General features: G+C 68.5%; 17 protein-coding genes. 8 read left to right on the top strand and 9 right to left on the bottom strand.

The features are described 5' to 3' along the window. Positions 1–34 precede the first annotated feature (34 nt). Positions 35–1,828, bottom strand: coding sequence for an adenosylcobalamin-dependent ribonucleoside-diphosphate reductase (locus ACFV4K_RS07875; RefSeq protein WP_379272975.1), 1,794 nt, complete (start codon positions 1,826–1,828; stop codon positions 35–37). Positions 1,829–2,109: 281 nt separating this feature from the next. On the opposite strand from ACFV4K_RS07875, the gene ACFV4K_RS07870 reads away from it, so the two are divergent. Continuing rightward, entirely contained in the window at positions 2,110–3,432 is a 1,323-nt protein-coding gene (locus ACFV4K_RS07870; protein WP_379272973.1) for a phosphoribosyltransferase family protein, read from the top strand. A gap of 244 nt (positions 3,433–3,676) precedes the next feature. Next, on the top strand, positions 3,677–5,947 hold the full coding sequence (locus ACFV4K_RS07865; protein WP_379272972.1) for a serine/threonine-protein kinase: 2,271 nt from the start codon (positions 3,677–3,679) through the stop codon (positions 5,945–5,947). A 112-nt stretch (positions 5,948–6,059) separates the two neighbouring features. On the opposite strand, the gene ACFV4K_RS07860 is transcribed toward ACFV4K_RS07865, so the two are convergent. From ACFV4K_RS07860 to ACFV4K_RS07825, 8 genes are read right to left on the bottom strand one after another with little or no spacing between them, the layout of a single operon-like run. Beyond that, positions 6,060–6,500 carry a PaaI family thioesterase gene (locus tag ACFV4K_RS07860; RefSeq protein ID WP_379272970.1) on the bottom strand — a complete coding sequence of 147 codons (441 nt, stop codon included), beginning with the start codon at positions 6,498–6,500 and terminating at the stop codon, positions 6,060–6,062. 2 nt (positions 6,501–6,502) lie between these two features. Continuing rightward, a complete protein-coding gene (locus tag ACFV4K_RS07855; protein WP_379272969.1) occupies positions 6,503–8,209 on the bottom strand; it encodes a fatty acyl-AMP ligase in 1,707 nt (568 codons plus the stop codon). A gap of 9 nt (positions 8,210–8,218) precedes the next feature. After that, positions 8,219–9,463 (bottom strand): cytochrome P450, encoded by a 1,245-nt coding sequence (locus ACFV4K_RS07850; RefSeq protein WP_379272968.1) that lies wholly within the window; start codon positions 9,461–9,463, stop codon positions 8,219–8,221. Then, positions 9,460–10,371, bottom strand: coding sequence for a class I SAM-dependent methyltransferase (locus ACFV4K_RS07845; protein WP_379272966.1), 912 nt, complete (start codon positions 10,369–10,371; stop codon positions 9,460–9,462). Before ACFV4K_RS07845 ends, ACFV4K_RS07850 begins: the two co-directional genes overlap by 4 nt. A 2-nt stretch (positions 10,372–10,373) precedes the next feature. Continuing rightward, a complete protein-coding gene (locus tag ACFV4K_RS07840) occupies positions 10,374–10,640 on the bottom strand; it encodes an acyl carrier protein (protein WP_379272965.1) in 267 nt (88 codons plus the stop codon). A gap of 12 nt (positions 10,641–10,652) precedes the next feature. Next, positions 10,653–11,600, bottom strand: coding sequence for an acyl-CoA desaturase (locus ACFV4K_RS07835; protein WP_379272963.1), 948 nt, complete (start codon positions 11,598–11,600; stop codon positions 10,653–10,655). Positions 11,601–11,632: 32 nt separating this feature from the next. After that, positions 11,633–12,313, bottom strand: coding sequence for a hypothetical protein (locus ACFV4K_RS07830; protein WP_379272962.1), 681 nt, complete (start codon positions 12,311–12,313; stop codon positions 11,633–11,635). 42 nt (positions 12,314–12,355) lie between these two features. After that, positions 12,356–13,291, bottom strand: coding sequence for a PDR/VanB family oxidoreductase (locus ACFV4K_RS07825; protein WP_379272961.1), 936 nt, complete (start codon positions 13,289–13,291; stop codon positions 12,356–12,358). Between the two features lie 203 nt (positions 13,292–13,494). Here ACFV4K_RS07825 and ACFV4K_RS07820 point away from each other — a divergent pair, with 203 nt between their 5' ends. The 6 genes from ACFV4K_RS07820 to ACFV4K_RS07795 all read left to right on the top strand — a co-directional run bounded on the left by ACFV4K_RS07820 (position 13,495) and on the right by ACFV4K_RS07795 (position 19,775). Beyond that, positions 13,495–14,661: an ABC transporter ATP-binding protein gene (locus tag ACFV4K_RS07820; RefSeq protein ID WP_379272959.1), complete on the top strand. Its 1,167-nt coding sequence runs from the start codon at positions 13,495–13,497 to the stop codon at positions 14,659–14,661. 28 nt (positions 14,662–14,689) lie between these two features. Further along, positions 14,690–16,054, top strand: coding sequence for an ABC transporter substrate-binding protein (locus ACFV4K_RS07815; RefSeq protein WP_379272958.1), 1,365 nt, complete (start codon positions 14,690–14,692; stop codon positions 16,052–16,054). Beyond that, entirely contained in the window at positions 16,054–17,001 is a 948-nt protein-coding gene (locus ACFV4K_RS07810) for a carbohydrate ABC transporter permease (protein ID WP_379272996.1), read from the top strand. Before ACFV4K_RS07815 ends, ACFV4K_RS07810 begins: the two co-directional genes overlap by 1 nt. Further along, the gene (locus ACFV4K_RS07805) at positions 16,991–17,803 is read left to right on the top strand and encodes a carbohydrate ABC transporter permease (RefSeq protein WP_379272956.1); all 813 of its coding nucleotides are present in this window, start codon (positions 16,991–16,993) and stop codon (positions 17,801–17,803) included. The genes ACFV4K_RS07810 and ACFV4K_RS07805 overlap by 11 nt, the downstream gene beginning before the upstream one ends. 98 nt (positions 17,804–17,901) lie before the next feature. Continuing rightward, positions 17,902–18,726, top strand: a complete 825-nt coding sequence (locus ACFV4K_RS07800; protein ID WP_379272955.1) for an MBL fold metallo-hydrolase — start codon at positions 17,902–17,904, stop codon at positions 18,724–18,726. A gap of 116 nt (positions 18,727–18,842) precedes the next feature. Further along, the gene (locus tag ACFV4K_RS07795) at positions 18,843–19,775 is read left to right on the top strand and encodes a LysR family transcriptional regulator (RefSeq protein ID WP_379272954.1); all 933 of its coding nucleotides are present in this window, start codon (positions 18,843–18,845) and stop codon (positions 19,773–19,775) included. Positions 19,776–19,784 lie beyond the last annotated feature (9 nt).

The raw sequence follows: 19,784 nt of genomic DNA, 5'->3' as shown, positions 1-19,784 counted from the left end.
TCGCGTCGAACGACCGCTCTGGACAGCGTCGGATTCACGGCGCCCGGCCGGGTACCGGCATGCCGCCGGTGTAGCCGCCGTGCACGTGGACCTTCCGGTCGGGTGTGTTGTGCCGAAGGACCTGATCGGGCCTGCTGCCCGAGCGGTAGACCGTGACGCCTTTGCACCCGGCACGCCAGGCGTGGCCGAATACGTCGCGCACCTCGTCGATATCGGCGGATTCGGGCAGATTGACCGTCTTGGCGACCGCCGCGTCGGTGTGCCGCTGCACGGCGGCTTGCATCCGCACATGCCAGTAGGGGTCGATTTCGTGGGCGGTCACGAAGCGGCGGCGCAAGTCCGCGGGGATGTCGGGGTGGTCGGCGGTGCCGGTGCCGGCGATCTCGGCGGCGATCCGCGGAGACCACACGCCGTGTTCGGTGGCGAGGCGTTCGAACAGCGGCTCGACTCGGGCGAAGTCACGCCCGAGCACGTGCCGGGTGTAGGCCAGGGCGAAGAAGGGCTCGATGCCCGAGGACGTGTCCGCGATCAGTGCGATGGTCCCGGTCGGCGCGATCGAGGTGACCTGCGCGTTGCGCATGGGCGCTCCGGGCCTCATGGCCCAGCTGCTCCGCGCGAACAGCGGGAAGGCGCCGCGTTCGGCGGCGAGTTCGCGTGACGCCGCGTGTGCCCACAACGAAATGAGCGACATGAGCCGATGGGCATAGTGCACCGCGGCCTCGCTGTCGTACGGAATTCCCAGGGCCGCCAGAGTTTCGGCGAGTCCCATGATGCCGAGTCCGATCTTGCGGGTGGCCCGGGCCGCCCTGGCGAGTTCCGGCGCGGGGTAGGTCGCTACGTCGATGACGTCGTCGAGGAACCGGACCGCGCAGCGCACGACCTGGGCGAGGCGCCGTTCGTCGAGGTGCTCGCCGGTGAGGAAGCGTGGCAGTGCGATGGATCCGAGATTGCAGGATTCGTACGCCGCGAGCGGGACCTCGCCGCACGGGTTGGTGGCCTCCAGCGGTCCCAAACCGGGCACGGGGTTGGCACGGTTGATCGCGTCGAGGAACAGCAGCCCCGGTTCGCCGTTCCGCCATGCCTGTTCGGCGATGGCTTCCAGCAGGGCGCGGGCCGAGACCATGCGTAAGACGCGGCCGGTGCGCGGATCGGTGAGCGAATGTGGTCGGTCCGCGGCGGCTGCCGACATGAACTCGTCGGTGACCCCGACCGACAGATTGAAGGTGGGCAGGGCACCGAGGTCGTCCTTGGCGCGGATGAATTCCCGGATGTCTGGGTGATGGACGTCGAGAACGGCCATGTTCGCTCCTCGTCGTCGCCCGCCGAGCCGGATCACCTGCGCCGCGGAGTCGAACAGTCCGACGAAGGAGACCGGTCCGCTGGCGCGTGCTCCGGTGGAGCGCACGAGATCATCGCGGGGACGCAGGTGGGAGAACGAGAATCCGGTGCCGGCGCCGGCCTGGTGCAGCAGCGCCGTGGTGCGCAGTGTGGTGAAGATGGAGTCCAGGCGGTCCGCCAGGGGCAGCACGAAGCAACCCGACAGCACGCCCGTGGGAGTGCCGGCGTTCATCAATGTCGGTGAGTTGGGCAGGAATTCGCGCGCACGCAATACCGCGGAGAACTGTTCCGTCCACGAGTCGGCGTCACCCGGACGGTACCCGTCCTCCGCCCGGGCGACGGATCCGGCCACGCGATCCATCATCTGTCCGGGCGATTCGCAGACGTGACCGTCGGCGTCGCGGCGCAGATACCGTTCGGTGACAACGGTGAGCGCGGCCGCGGGCAGTCCGAGATCGTTGGTATCCGTGGTGCACGTCGGCTGCGTCACCTCATCAGTCCTCTCGGTCCGCGCCCTCGCCGATGGCTTGGGCCGTATCCCCCAGTACACCTCGCCGCACGCGAGACCGGCAGGGACGAAATTCCCTGACCGCCGCGGCCGAAGTCCCGACCGTGTTCCTGGCGCACGAGCCGCGACGGAGTGCCGAGGGAGGCCTCGGCGAAGGGCCCAAGGACCCACGGACCGGCGACAACCGGACGTGCCGTCACGCGGCCGGTGCTGCGACGCTGGGAAGCAGACGCTGACAGACAACTGTGTGCGAGGAGGTTGCGATGATCTTCGAGGATCGTGCCGACGCGGGGCGACGTCTCGCTCGACAGCTGGCGACGCTGCGCGGCGACGATGTCGTCGTGCTGGGGCTGCCCCGCGGCGGGGTGCCGGTCGCGTTCGAGGTGGCCCGGCAGCTGAACGCACCGTTGGATGTGCTCGTGGTGCGCAAACTGGGTGTGCCCTATCAGCCGGAGCTCGCCTTCGGCGCTCTCGGCGAGGACGGAGTCCGGGTCACCAACCCCACAGTGGTGGTGCGGGCGAAGTTGTCCGGCGCGGAGATGGCGCAGGTGGAGCAGCGCGAACGAGCGGAACTGGACCGCCGAGCCGTCCGTTTCCGTGCCGGGCGCTCGCGGATTCCCTTGCGCGGCCGCACCGCGGTGATCGTCGACGACGGGGTCGCGACCGGCGCCACCGCGCGCGCGGCCTGCCAGGTCGCCAGGGCACAGGGCGCGGCGCGGGTGGTGCTGGCGGTGCCGGTGGCGTCCCGGGAAGCGCTGCACCAGCTGGCCCGCGACGCCGACGAGGTGATCTGCCTCGAACAGCCGCGGTTCTTCTACGCGGTCGGCCAGTGGTATCACCGCTTCGGGCAGACCACCGACGACGAGGTCGTCGAGCTGCTCGGCCACGCCGCGGCACCGCCGCCGCAGCCACCACCGGTCGCGGCCGCGGATCCGCCGTTGCGTGACGATGAGGTGCGCGTGCGGGCCGGGAAGGTCGAACTGGCAGGGCATCTCACCATCCCGGAGAATCCGGTGGGCGTGGTGGTGTTCGCACACGGCAGCGGCAGCAGTCGCCACAGTCCCCGCAATCGATACGTCGCCGAGGTGCTGCAGCGGGCCGGCTTGGGGACCCTGTTGTTCGACTTGCTCACCACCGCCGAGGAAGCCGACCGCGCCAACGTATTCGATATCGGCCTGCTCGCGCGGCGACTGGTCGAGGTCACCGTGTGGCTGACCGGGCAGGAGCACGCCCGAGGTCTGCCGATCGGGTACTTCGGAGCCAGTACCGGAGCCGCGGCGGCGTTGTCCGCCGCGGCGGACCCGCGGGTACACGTGGCTGCGGTGGTGTCCCGGGGCGGGCGACCGGATCTGGCGGGCGCCGCGCTGGCCGGGGTTCGGGCGCCGACCCTACTGATCGTCGGCGGCCGCGACTACCTGGTGCTGGACCTGAATCGCCAAGCGGCGAAGGCGATGTCGTGTGAGACCGCACTCGTCGAGGTACCCGGTGCGACGCATCTGTTCGAGGAACCGGGCACTCTGCGCAAGGCGGCGGAGCTTGCGCGCGATTGGTTCACCACCCGGCTACCCGCCGTGAGTACATCGTGAACAGGGGCAGCGCGATGTCCTCGCGTTGCCCGCCGACGGGAGATCTGCCGGTGGGCGATCCGATCGCGAAGCGCGGACCGTGCGGGGCGGTGGCGAAGATGTCGCCCGGTGCGACCCGGATGCCGCAACGGGCGATAGCCTCGGGCGACAGGGCCGAAGGCATTCCTGATCTCGTGGATGTCCGGAATTCCGGATACCGTGGTCTGGGTAAGCCGCCTCGGAGTTTCACCCCGGAGTGACCGCCATGAGCGAGCCGAACACGAACGCAACCGCGGTATTCGATCCGCTGGCCGATCGTGCCGCGAATACCCTGCTGCGGCTCGTCGACGCGGTCGAGGAGTTCACGGCCGCATGGGAATCCGGTGGCCTGCCCCCCGATCTGGCGAAATTCGCGCTGACCGGCGACACCGTCCGCCGGGCCTCCCTGATCGCACTGATCAAAGTGGATCTGAAATACCGATGGCTACGCTACGAGCACCCGAAGCGGCTCGCCGAATACCGCGCCCGGTTTCCGGAACTGGCGTCCGGCCCGATGCCGCGGCAATTGCTCTATGAGGAGTTCCATATTCTGCGCCGCGCGGGCGTCCGGATCGATGTCGCCGAATACGCTCGGGATTATCCCGAATACGCGGAGCAGATCGACGCCATCCTGCGGCCGAACGATCCCTACGAGAGCACCCTCGTGGATCGGACCGGCCCGCCGGTCGCGAGTGAGGAACTCGAACCCGGCGACCGCATCGACGACTTCGACCTGCTGCTGGAACTGGGCCGCGGCGCCTTCGCGAGAGTCTTTCTGGCACGGCAACTCTCGATGCAGCGGCTGGTCGCGGTGAAGGTCTCCACCGACCACGGCACCGAACCGCAGACACTGGCCCAGCTGGACCACGACTACATCGTGCGCGTATACGACCAGCGGGTACTGCCGGACCGGGCGTTGAAACTCATGTACATGCAGTATCTGCCCGGCGGAACACTGTCCGCGGTCCTGAACCGCGTGCGCGAGACCCCGCCGGAACAACGCGGCGGACAACTGCTGCTCGACGCCGCCGACTCGGCGCTGGAACAGAAGGGTGAGCTGCGAACCTCGGGCGCCCGGGTGCGCGACGAGATCGCCGCGCTGTCGTGGCCCGAGACGATCGCCTGGCTCGGTCGCAGGCTCGCCGAGGCCCTGGACTACGCCGAGGAGCGCGGCGTCCTGCACCGCGACATCAAGCCGGCGAACGTGCTGCTCACCGCCGACGGCGTCCCGAAACTGACCGACTTCAATATCAGCGCCGGCGACCACGTCGCCGGCGGCAGTCCGGTCGCCTACTTCGGTGGATCGCTGGCCTACATGTCGCCCGAGCACCTGGCGGCCAGTCGCCCGGCACTGCACGGCACCGTCGTGGACCTGGACACACGCAGCGACATCTATTCGCTCGGCGTCGTGCTGTGGGAGCTGCTGACCGGGCGGCGGCCGTTTCCCAAGCTCGAGGCGAAGGATTCGCAGGCCGCGGTCGAGCAACTGCTCGAGGTGCGCCGCCGTCCGATCGCACAGGAATTCCTGGACGACCTCCCCGCGGACACTCCGCCCTCGCTGCGCCGCGTGCTGTTGACCTGCCTGGCGCCGAAACGGGAGGACCGCTGGGCCAATGGCGCGGAGCTGGCCCAGCAATTCGAACTGTGCCTCGACCCCCGGGCCCGGGAGCTGGTGGACGCGCCGCAGCGTCGGTGGCTGCCGACCGCACCCCTGTGGGCGATCCCGATTCTCGCCCTGGCGATCGCGATTCCGAACCTGATCGCGGTCGCATACAACTTCTACTACAGCAGGACACTGATCGTCGGTAAGCTCACGCCGCAGGCCCGGCACACCTTCGAAGACGTTGCGCTGGTGCTGTATCCGTTTGCCATCGTGGTCGCGGCGGTGCTGATCCTCTTCGCCGCGCGCCGCCTCGTGCTGGTCCTCGTCGGCCTGCGCATCGGCTGGGACTTCACCGATGAGACGCTCACCCGTGCACGCATCGACGCGCTCCGGCTCGGCCCCCGGGTGGTGTGGATCGCCTTCGTGTTCTGGGTGCTCGGCGGGATCGTGTTCCCGGTCCTGCTGAACCTGATCGCCGGGGGCGTGCCGTACACCACCTACGTGCACTTCCTGCTCTCGGTCGTGGTGTGCGGCGCGATGGCCGTGTCGTATCCGTACTTCGGGCTGACCTGGTACGTGGTGCGGTGCCTGTACCCGGTGTTCCTGGAACACGGGCGGTCCGACGCCGCCGATATCGACCACCTGCACCGGCTCGCCGGGCGCACCGGCTTCTATCTGACCGTGGCGGCCGCGGTGCCGCTGGTCGGCGTCACCGGGGTCACGTTCCTGCCCGGCGTGGATATCGAGTCCATCATCTGGGCGGTGCGGATCCTGTGCGTCGGCGGCATCATCGGTTTCGTGCTCGCTTATCTGCTGTACGGCGTCATCGAGAAGGACCTCGAGGCGCTCGAACGGGTCGCCACTGCATCCAGCGTCGTGTTGACCGATCACTGAGCCGCGCCATTGTACGGCGCGGATTCGCACCGCCATGGCCGTCACTACGCCCGCTGGGCTCGCCATGATCGCGTAACAGGCGTCTGAGCACGGGTGCGTTGACCTCGGTGTCCTACCCCGCTTTCACGTTTCGCATGGTGACCAGGGCCGTGGCGCAGTGGGTTTCGGTGTCGTTCTCGACGGCGAAGAGGTCGGCGGCGGCAGTGGTGATGAGTGCGCCGGGTTTGAGGACTCGCCCCTTGGCGATGAGGTGGGTGCCCTTGGCGGGTGCGAGGATCTTGACGGTGTAGTCGATGGTCATGTTGATCCAGCCGGGCTGGAGCAGGGTGCCCGCGGCCGAGCCTGCCGCGAAGTCGGCGAGAGAGCCCAGGACGCCGCCCTGGAAGTAGCCGTTGTGCTGGGTGAGTACGGGGCGGTGGGGCTGGCGGATGTCGGCTTCGCCGGGGGCCACGCGGTCGAATCCGAAACCCAGGTGTTTGGCGGCGGGCATGCTCAGGACCACGGCGGGCACGAGGGTCGCGTAGTCGGGGTTCGGTGTTTCCCAGTTCTGCATCGTCAGCTCCTGTGGGATTCGGTGAGTACCGCGGACGGGGGTGACCACGGCGTGAATTCGTCTGCGAGGTAGCGGGTTCGTGCGGCGGACCGTCTGATCTTGCCGCTGCTGGTGCGCTGGACCTGGTCGGGCGCGGTGAGGATGACCGCGCTGGGGGATATGCCGTGTTCGGCGAGGACGGCGGCTCTGATCGCGGCGATCAGAGCCGCCGGATCGGCGGCTTCGGCGCGGCGGATCTCGTGGACGATCACCAGTTGTTCGCCGTCGCGGCCGGGAACCGAGAACGCGGCACACACACCCGATCGCAGGATCGGGTGAGCGGCTTGGGCGGCCTGCTCGAGGTCCTGAGGGTAGTAGTTGCGCCCACGAATGATGATAACGTCCTTGGAGCGGCCCACCACGTAGAGTTCGCCGTCCACCAGCAGGCCGAGGTCTCCGGTGCGCAGGAACCGGTCGCCGCCGCCGAAGGTCTGCGCGGTGGCCTCGGGATTGCACCAATAGCCTGCCGCGACATGGCCACCCGAGACCCGGATCTCGCCGATGCGGTCGGGCGCGCAGGATACGCCGGTGTCCGGGTCGATGATTCGGACGTCTTCGTCGGCCAGGATGCGGCCGGAACCCACCAGCGTCTTGACCCGCCCACCGGTTGGCGGGATGTACCGGCGTTCCTCGAGGGCCGTCGCGTCCGCTTCGAGGAAGCGCGGTCCGCTGCCGGGGACACTGCCCGTGACCAGCAGCGTCGCCTCGGCGAGCCCGTAGCACGGATACCACGCACCGGTGCTGAAACCGTAAGGGGCGAACGCCTTCTCGAAGCGGTGCAGCGTGTCGGCCCGCAGCGGTTCGGCACCGTTGAAGGCGACCTTCCAGCTGCTCAGATCCAGGCCGAGTTCGGCCGCGCCGGCGGCGCGGGCGACGCAGGCGTCGAACGCGAAGTTGGGGCCGCCACTGGTGTGTGCCCCGTAGCGGGAGATGACCGACAGCCACAGCAGCGGGCGGCGGATGAACGCCGACGGCGACATGAGGACGCTGGTCGTGCCGATGTAGAGCGGTTGCAGCACATTGCCGATCAGACCCTGATCGTGGAAGAAGGGCGCCCAGCCGACCACGGTGCAGTCGCGGTCGTGGCCGAAGCCCCGCCGGATCATCTCCTCGTTCGCGATGAGGTTTCCGTGGGTGACCATGACGCCCTTGGGGGCCGCGGTGGAGCCCGAGGTGTATTGCAGAAAGGCCACATCGGCGCCGGTGCGGGGGATCGGCTCGAATCCGGTTGCCGCCGTGGATCTCCGGTCGGCCGCGAGCCAGTGCGCGCCGGGACACAACGGGTCCAGGGCGGCCCGCAGCGGCTCCAGGAACAGGTCCATGGTCAGCACCGCGGCCGGGGTGCAGTCCCGCACGATGGACAGCGTGGCGTCCTGAATCCGATCGCGGCGCGGCGGATTCAACGGCACCGCGAGCACCCCCGCGTACAGGCAGCCGAAGTAGGCGACGATGAACTCCGGGCACTGTGGAAAGACCAGCAGTGCGCGATCACCCGGCACACAGCGTTCGGCGAGCTCGGCGGCCACCGCCAGCGCGCTGGCGTGGAGCTCGCCGTAGGTGATCACCGCGGACTCCGCGCCGCGGTCGTCGAGGAAGATATAGGCGGTCCGGTCCGGTTCCGCGGCGGCTCGTCGCCGCAGGATCTCCGGAAGCAGTATCGGTTGCGGCATGTCGGTTCCCTACCGTGCGCCCTGTGTGTCACGGACCGCCACGGGTAGATGTGCGAGTCCGCGCACGATGAAACTGTGTTCTTGCCAAGTGAATTCATCGGAGAGCGGGATCAGGTCGAGCTCGCGCAGACCGGTGAAGGCCACCTCCGCCAACAGTTCGGCGAGCTGCCCGCCGAGGCAGCCGTGCAACCCGTGGCCGAATGCGAGATGACCGAGGCCGCCCCGGACCAGATCGAATTCGTCGGGCCGGTCGAAGACCTCGGGATCCCGATTCGCCGCACCCAGGCACACCATCACCTGGTCGCCCGCGCGGATGACCTCACCGCCGATCTCGATATCGCGGGTGGCCAGCCGCTTGGTGAGCTGCAGCGGGCTGTCGTAGCGAAGCGCTTCCGTCACCGCCGATTTCACCGTCGCGGTGCCATCTCGCAGCATGCGTGCCTGCCCCGGATGCCGGATGAGCGCCAGTGTGCCGTTGCCGATCAGGGATTTGGTGGTCTCGTTGCCCGCGACGAAGGACATGATGCAGACGAAGATCAGTTCCTCTTCGCTGAGTGCGTCTCCGCCGGTGGTGCGGGTGGCGAGCAGCCGGCTGATCAGGTCATCGCCGGGTTCCCGCCGTCGCGCGGCCAGCACCTCGCCGAGCGCGTCCGCGAACTCCTCCACGACCTCGCGCACCCGGATGAAGTCGGACTCCTGCATCAGGCCCGGCTCCAACAGGAATCGAATGTCGTGGGTCCAGGGCCCAACCCGTTCGCGCAGGGCCGCGGGCAACGCCATCCATTCGCACAGCACCGTGACCGGCAGGGGAGCGGCGAGATCGGTGACCACATCCAGCTCGCCGCCGGCCACGGCCCGGCACAGTCGCCGCGCGGTGAACTCGGCGGCCACCGGCCGCAGTTCCTCGACCGCCGCCGCGGTGAAGACCCGATTCACCAGTCCACGCAGCCGGGCGTGCTCGGGATTGTCCGTGAACACCAGTGACTTTCGGCCCAGCCGGGCAACGCGATCCATGTCGGTCTGCCCGAGCCGCTGTGCCTGCTCGGACACCAGCTGCGGGATCAACCCGGCGCTGAAGCTGCGGTCGGTGAGCACCGCCCGCACATCCTCGTGCCGGGTCAGCACCCACATGCCGAGCGTCTTGTGCACCGGCCGCTGCTCCCGCAACGCCCGGTACATCGGGTAGGGGTCGCGTCGGAACTCGACGCCGAACGGATTGAACCGGGTGCGGGCGCCCGCGGCCTGCGCGGTCATGCGGATTCCTGCCCGGTGGCGAAGAATCCGTCCGGATACGGCCGCATCACCAGCCGCAGCAGAGTGAGCTTCCCCATCCGGAACCCCATGGCCGACAGCGTGAGATACCGCAAATAGCGGGCCACGACCTCGGGTCCGGCCAGCTCGGTGGCCTCCGCCCGCCGGGCGCGCAGTCGCCGCGCCCATTCGGTGCAGGTCCACGCGTAGTCGCGGCGGCCGGTGGTGACCGCGGTGATCTCGAACAGGCCTTCCGTGGCCGCCGCGATCTCGGCCAGCGTGGGCAGCTCGGCGTCGGGGAAGATGTCCTGCTGCATGAACGGATCGGCCTGGGCGGCGGTCATGTTCGCGTAGGCGATGGTCTGCAGTGAGAGCGTGCCCGCCGGGTCCAACCACTGCCGGCAGCGGGTGAAGAACTCGCGGTACACCCGGATCTTCTGTTCGGCCGGGTCGTCGGGCCGCGCGAAGTGCTCGAACGCGCCGATGCTGATGATGCCGTCGAAGGTCTGCTCCGGCCGGTAGTTCAGCCAGTCCTCGACGCGGACCTCGACACCGGGATACTCCTGCGCGCGAACGTAATCCGCCTGCTCGTTGCTCAGCGTCAGGCCGACCGATCGGCCCACGCCCCGAGCCTGCGACAGCTCACGCAGAATCGCTCCCCACCCGCACCCGATGTCGAGGACCGCACCGGCGCGGCGGGCGTCCACCGCGTCGAGGTGGTGGCGAAGCTTGGCGGCCTGCGCGATCTCCAGGGTGTCGCCCGGCGTCTCCCGCAGAGCGCAGGAGTAACTGAGCGAGGAATCGAGCCAGAGCCGGTAGAAGTCGTTGCCGACGTCGTAGTGGTGGCGAATGGCCGCGGCTGCGGCGTCGGACCGCTCGATCACGGTCCGACGGGTATCGAGGGTGGCCATGCTCAGGCCACATCCGCGCTGATCTGCTGGTGCAGGTAGGCGGCGACCGCCTCGAGGGTCGGATGCCGGAACAGGTCCTCGGGCGAGATGTCGACGCCGTAGCGTTCCTCGACCTCGATCAGCAGCGCGACCGCGAGCGCCGAATCGACGCCGAGCCGGTCGAAATCGGCGGTGGGGTCGATCGAGTCGGCCGGCACTTCCAGCTGACCGGCCAGGTACTCCCGGCACCAGATGACGATATCGGCGATGCTCGTCGGACGGGTATCCATCGTGAGCCCCTCTCAGGCAATACGTTTGGCGGAAATGCGTGCCTGCGAAGGCACTTTGAGATCCCAGGCCAGGCCCATCGCGGCGAGCGCGCGGATCAGCCAGTAGCCGGGGTCGAGTCGATACCAGTCCAGCCCGAAGGACGGCGATTCGGGAAAGGCGTGGTGATTGTTGTGCCAGGATTCGCCCAGCGTCACCAGGGCGAAGATGCCGCCGTTGTGGCTGTTCTCCCGGGATTCGTAGGGCTTGGTGCCGAACATGTGCAGGAACGAATTGATCGCCCACACAATGTGTTCGAGGATGAAGATGCGGGCCAGGCCGCCCCACAGCAGCCCGCTGACCGCGCCGGTCCAGCTCAGGGTGACCAGCCCGCCGATCACGGTGGGGATCAGCAGCCCGAGCGCGACCCACCAGTAGTACAGCCGCGCCACCCGCACCAGCCGGCGATCCTTGATCAGGTCGGGGGCGTAGTGAACGATATTGGGGTATTCGTGGCGGCGCATCCACAGGAAGTGCGAATGTGCCAGCCCGCGAATCGCTCCCATGAATCCATTGCCGGACAGGTTGGGGGAGTGCGGGTCCCCCTCGCGGTCACTGCATTCGTGGTGGCGGCGGTGCAGCGCCACCCACGAGATCACCCCGCCCTGACCCGCCATCGACCCGAGCACGGCCAGCGTCACGGCGACCGCCGGCGCGGCGGTGAAGGTGCGATGGGTGAACAGCCGGTGGTAGCCGACGGTGATCCCGAGGCCGGTGAGCAGCCACATCGAGGACAGCAGGGCGAATTCGAGCAGGCCGAACGGGCGGATCCAGAGGAACGCCACCGCCACGGCGGTTCCGGCGATAGGAAGAACGTCGAACAGCAGGAAGTGCCGACGCTGGAGGCGATGGATGTAGGGATTGCTGATCGTCTTCTTACGCGGCTCGGGTGTTCCGGTCGCGGCGCTCGAGGTGATGGCCATGAGCCGATCCGTTCTTCCTATCGCGGGGGAATCTACTTGGCTGCCGCGAACGGCGTGTTGATGGTGGTGAAGTACTGGCCGGCGGCCAGAATCGCGACCGGCGCGGTGACCAGCAGCTGGCCCGCGATGGTGCCCAGGAAGCCGACGACGCTCATCCCGGCGATGCAGCCGGCGATGGCGCCGGGCACCGCGCCGAACATGGCCGAGAGCGCACCGGTCAGCACCGCGCCGCCCCCGCCGCCGAGCAGGCAGCCAATGGCCGCGCCGCCTATGCCGCCCACCAGGGTGCCGATGGTGGCGCCGGTGCTGATGGTGGTGACCATGCGGTTCCAGGCGGCCTGCTCGCGCTCGTACTCGCTCTTCCAGGGGGCCTGGTTCTCATACGGCAGCGCGACCGGCTGGTACTTGGCATGGTCGGCGTCGAACTGCGGGGTCAGCACCGCGGTGCGGTCGGTGATCTCGGCGGCGATCGGGAAGACGTAATCGTCGACCCGGAACGACAATTCGGTGCCGCCGATGAGCTTGCCGCCAGCGTCCTTGATCTTGAAGACGCCGTCCTCGGCGACCATCGATCCGGTGTCGGTGCGGATGGTCATCGACTTGTCGGTGGTGGTGGCGGCGTAGTTGATCGCGGCCTCCTCCGCGTGCGCGGTGGGCGCGGCGGAGACGGCCAATGCGGCGGCGAGCACGGTCGTCGCAGCGGTTTTCCTCATCGGTTTTCTTTCTTTCTCGGTTGGTGACGGGGGATCTGGGGGTCAGAGGTCCAGGACCAGGACCTCGGACCGGGCACGGGAGACGCAGAGCATCATGGTGTTGCCGCATGCGCGTTCCTCGTCGGTGAGGATCGCGTCGCGGTGGTCGATGTCGCCGCTGAGGACGGTGGTTTCGCAACTGCCGCAGGTGCCCTCACGGCAGGAGGTGATGATGTCGACCCCGGCCGCCTCCAGCACATCGGCGATCGAGCGGTGGCCCTCGACGCGATAGGTGGCGCCGGTGCTGTCCACGCGCACGTCGAAGGGCAGGTTCACCGCGTCGGCGGCGGCGGGGCGGGCCGCGAAACGCTCGGTGCGGATCGCTGATCCGCGGGCGGCGGCCTCCGCCTCGATGGCGGCCAGCATGGGTTCGGGCCCGCAGCAATAGATCTCGGCCTGCGCGGCTTCGCCGAGGATGCGGGGCAGCGGCAGCAGCCCGTCGACGTCCTGCGGCACCAGCGTGACTTCCGGATGCCGCGCGGCGAGGTCGTCGGCGAAGGCCATGTGGGCGCGGCTGCGGGCGCCGTAGAACAACCGCCACCGCGCACCCGCTGCGGCGGCGGCCGCGATCATGGGCAGGATCGGGGTGATGCCGATCCCGCCCGCGACGAACACGTACGACGATCGCGGTGTCAGTTCGAAGTTGTTGCGGGGCAGAGAAACCCGCAGCTCGGTGCCCGGCAGGGCGGTGCGGTGCAGATAATCCGAACCGCCGCGTCCGCCGGGCTCGTGCAGCACCGCGATCCTCCAGGTCCGGTCGTCGCCCGGATCGCCGCACAGCGAATACTGCCGCACTCCGGCCGAACCGGCGTGCACGTCGATGTGCGCCCCCGGCGACCACGCCGGCAGCGGGCCGCCGTCGGCGGCGGTCAGCTCCAGCGAGAAGACACCTTCGGCCTCGTCACGGCGGCGGACCACTCGCACGGGAAGTTCGGTCATGTCCGGCCCCTGTCGAATCTCGAAAACCCGATCGTCGTCGCCCCAACCCTCACCGAGGTCGGCCCGTCGCGCAGGGCCGCTGCGGTGACTCGATTCGTCCGATTGGCGTTGACAATCGCCACGGCTCCGAGGCCGGGATCTGTCCCAGACTGACCCGGTGACTTGTATGCCGACAGTGGCCGGCCAGGCCTGAAGGAGCAGTGGTGGCGCGGTTATACCTGGATGCGATCTCCAAGCGATTCGCGGGGACCGATGCGGTGCGGGCGGTGACGCTGGACATCGCCGACGGGGAATTCCTGGTCCTGCTCGGTCCGAGCGGGTGTGGGAAGTCGACGCTGTTGCGGTTGATCGCCGGCCTGGAGGAGCCGACCGAGGGCCGAATCCTGCTGGACGGCACCGACATCTCCGATGAACCGCCGCAGCGCCGCGATCTGGCGATGGTGTTCCAGAGCTATGCGCTCTACCCGCACCTGACCGTGGAGAAGAACATCGGATTCCCGCTGCGTTCCCGGCGCCGGCCCCAGCGCACCATTGCCGCGCGGGTCGCCGAGGTCGCGTCTGTGCTCGGGCTGCGTGAGCTGCTCGACCGGCGCCCGGCCGCGCTCTCGGGTGGCCAGCGGCAGCGAGTCGCCCTGGCGCGGGCCATGGTTCGCGACCCGGGGGCCTTCCTGATGGACGAGCCGCTGTCGAACCTGGACGCCAAACTGCGCAGCGCCACCCGCGCGGAACTGATCGCCCTCCACCGGCGGCTGGGCGCGACCTTCGTCTACGTCACCCACGACCAGGTCGAGGCGATGACCATGGCCACCCGGATCGCCCTGCTCAACGGCGGCCGCATCGAACAGGTCGGCACGCCCGAAGAGCTCTACGACCGCCCCCGCTCCACTTTCGTCGCCGGGTTCCTCGGATCCCCGCCGATGAACCTCTTCGATGCCGAGGTGCGCCCGCACATCGACGGGCTGCGCGTCACGGCCGAGGGCATCGACGCCGCACTCGGCATCGACGCCGACGAGGCGATCGACAGCGCCATCTCGACCCACGTGATCGTCGGCATCCGCCCCGAGCGACTACGGATCACCAGCGATATCAGCGCGATTCGCGGCCAGGTGACGATGGTGGAGAACCTGGGCAGCGAGGAGCTGATCCACATCCAGGTCGGCGATACCGTGCCGGGTGCGTCGAATCGTCCGGTGGTCGCCCGGGCCCCGCGCCCGGCCGGGGTCCGCGTCGGCGACGCGATCGGCTTCGCGGTCGCCCCGGCCGACATCCACCTGTTCGATCCGGCCTCCGGCCTGCGCCTGACCTGGCAGCAGCCCAGCCCTCACGGCCCGCTCGCCGCCGACGCCTCCGCAGTCGTTCCCGTCCCCTGATTGCCACCCCCTGATGAGGAGAAGAACCGTGAAACGCACCGTGCCCCTGCTGGGCCTGGTGACCACCGCCCTGGTCGCGCTCACCGCCTGCGGCCTCGGCGCCACCGGCCAGACCGAGTCCACGACCGCCGCGAAGATCCCCGAACTGACCCCCGGCCAGCAGGTCTCGATCGTCTTCGAGTCCTACAACTACGGCCTGGCGGGCGCCTGGACCGACACCTTCAACGCACTGATCACCCAGTTCGGCGCCGAACACCCGAACATCAAGGTGACCGCGCAGAAGCCGCAGGGCAACAGCCCCAACCCGACCACCGACACCATCTCCAGCATCCAGAGCCAGATCGTGGCCGGCACGCCCCCCGATGTCGCCCAGCTCGGTTTCAGCGACCTGGATTTCACCATTCACCAGCTCGGCGCCAAGCCCCTGGACACTCTGGTCGGCAAGCCGGAGGTGCAGCGCAATTTCGACGGCGCGCGCTATCCCTTCGCGCCCAAGGCGCGCACCCTCAGCGATTGGGACGGTCACACCTATGGCGTTCCGTTCGTGCTGTCCACGCCCGTTCTCTATTACAACGCTTCGCTTTTCGAGCAGGCGGGCCTGAACCCGGCGACTCCGCCCGCCACCTGGGCGCAGGTCGCCGAGGCCGGCAAGACGATCGCCGAGCGCACCGGCAAGGGCGGCGTCTACATCGACTGCCTCACCAAGTCCGCCAAGGACTGGTGCTTCCAGTCGATGGTGCGTTCCAACGGCGGGCGCGTGATCTCCGAGGATCGCTCCAAGCTGGTGTACGCCGATCAGCCCGTGGTCGAGGTGGCCAAGATGGGCCAGCAGCTGGTCTCCACCGGTGCCATGCCCAAGCTGGACCAGAAGCAGGGTTACGAGGCCTTCGCCCGCGGTGAGATCGGCATGATTCTGGAGTCCAGCGCTATCCAGGGCACCTTCATGACCGGTGCGAAGGGCAAATGGGACCTGCGCTCGGCCGCCATGCCCAGCTTCGACGGCAAGGCCACGATTCCCACCAATTCCGGTGCCGGACTGCACATCCTGTCCAACGATCCGGCCAAGCAGCGCGCCGCCTGGGAGTTGATCACCTTCCTCACCAGTGAGACCGCGTACACCAAGATCTCCCAGGGCATCGGCTACCTGCCGCTGCGCACCGGCCTGCTCGACGACGCCAACGGCCTGGCCGCCTGGTCGAAGTCCAACCCGCTGCTGGCGCCGAACGTGGCTCAGCTCGACCGCATGGAGCCGTGGATCTCCATGCCGGGCAACAGCTATCTGCAGATCCGCGACGGCATGATGGAGGCCGTCGAATCGGTGGTGTTCCAGGGTAAAGATCCGCAGTCCACGCTGACCGCGGCCCGCGAAGCCGGCGCGAAACTGCTTCCGTGATGTTCGTCCTCGAAGCGCCGCAGGAGAGCGGTACCGCTGTCCCCGACGAGGTTCCGGCGCGCCGCCCCGCGCGTCGCCGCCTGCTGCGGCGCGCCGTGCCCTACCTGTACCTGGCCCCCGCGCTGAGCCTGCTGTTCCTGTGGACCTATCGTCCGCTGGCGCAGGCCTTCGAACTGTCCACCCGGTCGTGGAATCTGCTGCCCACCTCGCCTATGCGCTCGGTCGGCGCCGCCAATTACGAACGACTGCTGCAGCTTCCGTCCTTCAGCGACTCGATCTGGCGCACCGTCGTCCTCATCGTCGGCCTGCTGCCCTTCACCGTGCTGCTGCCGGTGCTGATCGCGTTCGCCGGCCGGCGGGTGTCGCCGCGGGCGCGGACCGCGTACCAGGCCTTCGCCTTCGCGCCGTTCCTGGTGGCCCCGGTCGCGGCCGCGGCGGTGTGGCGCTGGCTGCTGCACCCGGGTTCGGGCGCGGTGGACCGGGTGCTGGGCACCGACCGGAACTGGGTGTACGACGCGAAAGCCGCGCCGTGGGTGATCATCGTCATTACCGGGTGGCACCTGCTCGGCTTCGCCATGCTGGTGGTGTGGGCCGGATTGGCCGGGATCAGCAATGATTACGACGAGGCGGCCCGGGTCGACGGAGCCGGTCCCCGGCAGGTCCTCCGCTGGATCACGCTGCCGCTGCTCTCGCCCACCCTGCTGTTCTTGGTGCTCACCACGGTTCTGCTCAGTCCCACCCTCACATTCCCGCTCATCGATTCGATGACCCAGGGCGGTCCGGCGCAGGCCACCACCAATATCTACTACCTGCTCTGGGACTACGCGTTTCACAGCTTCGACGCCGGGCTCAGCGCCGCGGCGGGGGTACTGCTGTTCCTCGGATTCGGCGTGGTCGCGGGCGCACTGGTGTGGATCTCGGAAAAGGTGGCCTTCCATGATGATTGACCGTCTGCGCGTGCTGGGCAGCCATGCCCTGCTGATCGTCACCGCGGTGGTGTGCATCTTCCCCATCTATTGGCTGTTCGCCACCGCGCTGCGCCGGCCCGAGGACGTCACCTCGCTGTCGCTGGTGCCGTGGCCGATGTCGCTGGCCAACTACGCCGACGCCGCGCACAAGGTGGACATCACCGGCCTGGTGGTCAACACCTTCCTCGTGGCGGCGCTGTCGACGGCGGGCCAGTTGCTGGTGGCGCTGCTGGCCTCCTACGCCTTCGCCATGTATACCTTCCCGCTGCAGCGGCTGTTGTACCTGGCGTTCGTCGGCACCTGGCTGGTGCCGTTCCAGGTCACCATGCTGCCCAACTACATCCTGCTGAATCGGATGGGCCTGGTGGATTCGCTGGTCGGTGTGGTGTTCCCGACCCTGTGCTCGGCCCTGGCGCTGCTGTTGCTGCGCCAGCACATGGCCGCGTTCCCGAAGGAGTTGGTGGCCGCCGCCAAGATCGACGGCCGCTCCTCCTGGTCGATCCTGTGGACGGTGGTGGTGCCGAATCTGCGGCCCGCCCTGGCCGCGCTGACCATCGTGCTGTTCATCAACGCCTGGAACGAGTACTTCTGGCCCGCGGTGCTGTTGCGCCGGTCGAACAGCGTGCTGCAGCTGGGGCTGCGCAGCTTCATGGGTACCGAGGGCGAGCAGTGGGGCCCGATGATGGCGGTGGCCAGCCTGGCCTGCCTACCCGTGCTGGTGCTGTACCTGCTGCTACAGCGTCAGATCGTGAACGCCTTCGTGCGTTCGGGGCTCAAGTAACGGCCCCGGTCATCCCTTACGGCCGGGTCAACCGGCCGTTCCCCCCTGATGAATTCGGGCGCGCTGGATTCGGCGCGCCCGTGGAATGGAGAAGGATCATGCAACTCACTGTGCTCGGCTGCCGGGCCGGAATGCCGGCGGACGGCCAGCCCAGTTCCGGCTACCTGGTGCGGACCGGCGGCAGCCGGGTGCTGTTGGACTGCGGCCCCGGCGTCGCGACCGCGCTCACCGCCCACCTCGATCCGGCCGGGCTGGACGCGGTGATCATCAGCCATCTGCACATCGATCACTGCTACGACCTGCTGCCGCTGGGCAAGATGCTGCTGGCCCCCTACGCGCTGGCCAAGTATCCCGGCTTCGAGTCCTGGTACGCGGACCTGCCGGATCGAATGCCGTTGATACCGTTGTATGTTCCGGCCGGGGCGCGCCCGGCCCTGGAGACGCTGGCCTCGGCGCTGACCACCGAATCGCTGCCCCTGCTGGACCGAGTCTTCGAGGCCGCCTTCGACATTCGCGAGTACCGGCCCGACGACATCGTCACCATCGGCGAGAGCAGCTGCGAGTTCATCGCCCTGCCGCACGCCAAACCCAATTGCGGACTGCGGATCTGCGGTCCGGACGGTTCGCTCGCCTACACCGGTGACACCGGCGTCTCGGCGGCCCTGGAACGGCTCGCCGCCGGGGTCGACCTGTTCCTGTCCGAGGCCAGCCTCGAGCAGACCGATCGCAGTGCGCACGGTCATCTCAGCGCCTCCGACGCCGCCCGGGCCGCCGCGGCAGCGGAGTCGCGCGAACTGCTGCTCACGCACCTGCCGACCAGTGACGAGGTCTGGCTCAAAGCCCGTCTGGACGAAGCGGCGCAACTGTTTCCGGGCCGCGTGCAGCTGGCCCACCCAGGGATGGTGTACGAGATCGCCCCGTAGCCCAGCGGGGGTGTGCCAGCGGTTGTATCGTCCATAATTCATTTCGCAGTTCGTCTGGTTCACCCGTGGTTACCCGGGCCGGATACGCTGAGCTCCATCCCGAAGGGGAGGTAAACATGGAGCTCAGACTCTTGGCGTCTTTCATCGCCGTCGCGGAAGAACTGCACTTCGGCCGCGCGGCCGCCCGACTACATTTGGCCCAGCCCTCACTCAGCCAGCAGATCCAGAAGCTGGAACGCAGTGTGGGAGTCCAACTGGTGGAGCGGAGCTCACACCAGGTCAACCTCACACCCGCGGGCGAGGTGCTGCGCGATCTCGCGCGGACCATCCTCAGCCAGACCGAGGAGGCCCGATCCACGGTGCGCGAGGTGGCGCTCGGCCGGGCCGGGACCCTGCGGATCGGCTACAACTTCGCGTCCGGCCAGCGCATCCTGCCCAGCGCGCTGGCGCGGATGAACACCATCCTGCCCAATGTCACCGTCAATCTGATCGAGCAGCGTACCGGCCCGCAGCTGGCCGCGCTGTCGTCGGGGGCGCTGGATGTGGGACTGGTGTACGGCCGGCCCGCGGCCACCGAATTCCACAGCCGGCCCCTGCTACAGGTGCCACTGGTAGCCGTGGTGGGCCGCGGGCACAGCTGGGCTCGGCGGTCGAGCACCTCGTTCGCCGAACTGGCCGGTCAGTCTTGCATTCTCTTCGAACGCCAGCAGTGCCCGGCCATGTACGACGCCATTCACCATGCCGCGGAGCGCAGCGGGATCAAGCTCAATGTCGAGCATCAGCTCGATGATCCCAATGCCACCGCGATCATGGTATCGGTGAAGCCGATGATCGGGTTCGCCTCCTCGGTGCGGGCCGGCGCCGCGCCCTCCGCGGGATACAACCAGACGGTCACGGTGGCGCTGCACGATCCGGTGCCGTCGGTCGAGCTGTGCGTCGCCTGGCGCGCCGACGATACCCGCCCGATCGTCCGCTCGTTCCTCGGATGCATCGAATCGGCGCGGCCGCTGGATTCCGCGATCAAGCTGGAATCCCGTCTGGCGCAATAGGAATCAACA

It is taken from the genome of Nocardia sp. NPDC059764, assembly GCF_042732555.1.
Classification (GTDB): domain Bacteria; phylum Actinomycetota; class Actinomycetes; order Mycobacteriales; family Mycobacteriaceae; genus Nocardia.
Note: the sequence above shows the minus strand (reverse complement) of the source record. Positions and strands in the feature narration are given on the sequence as shown.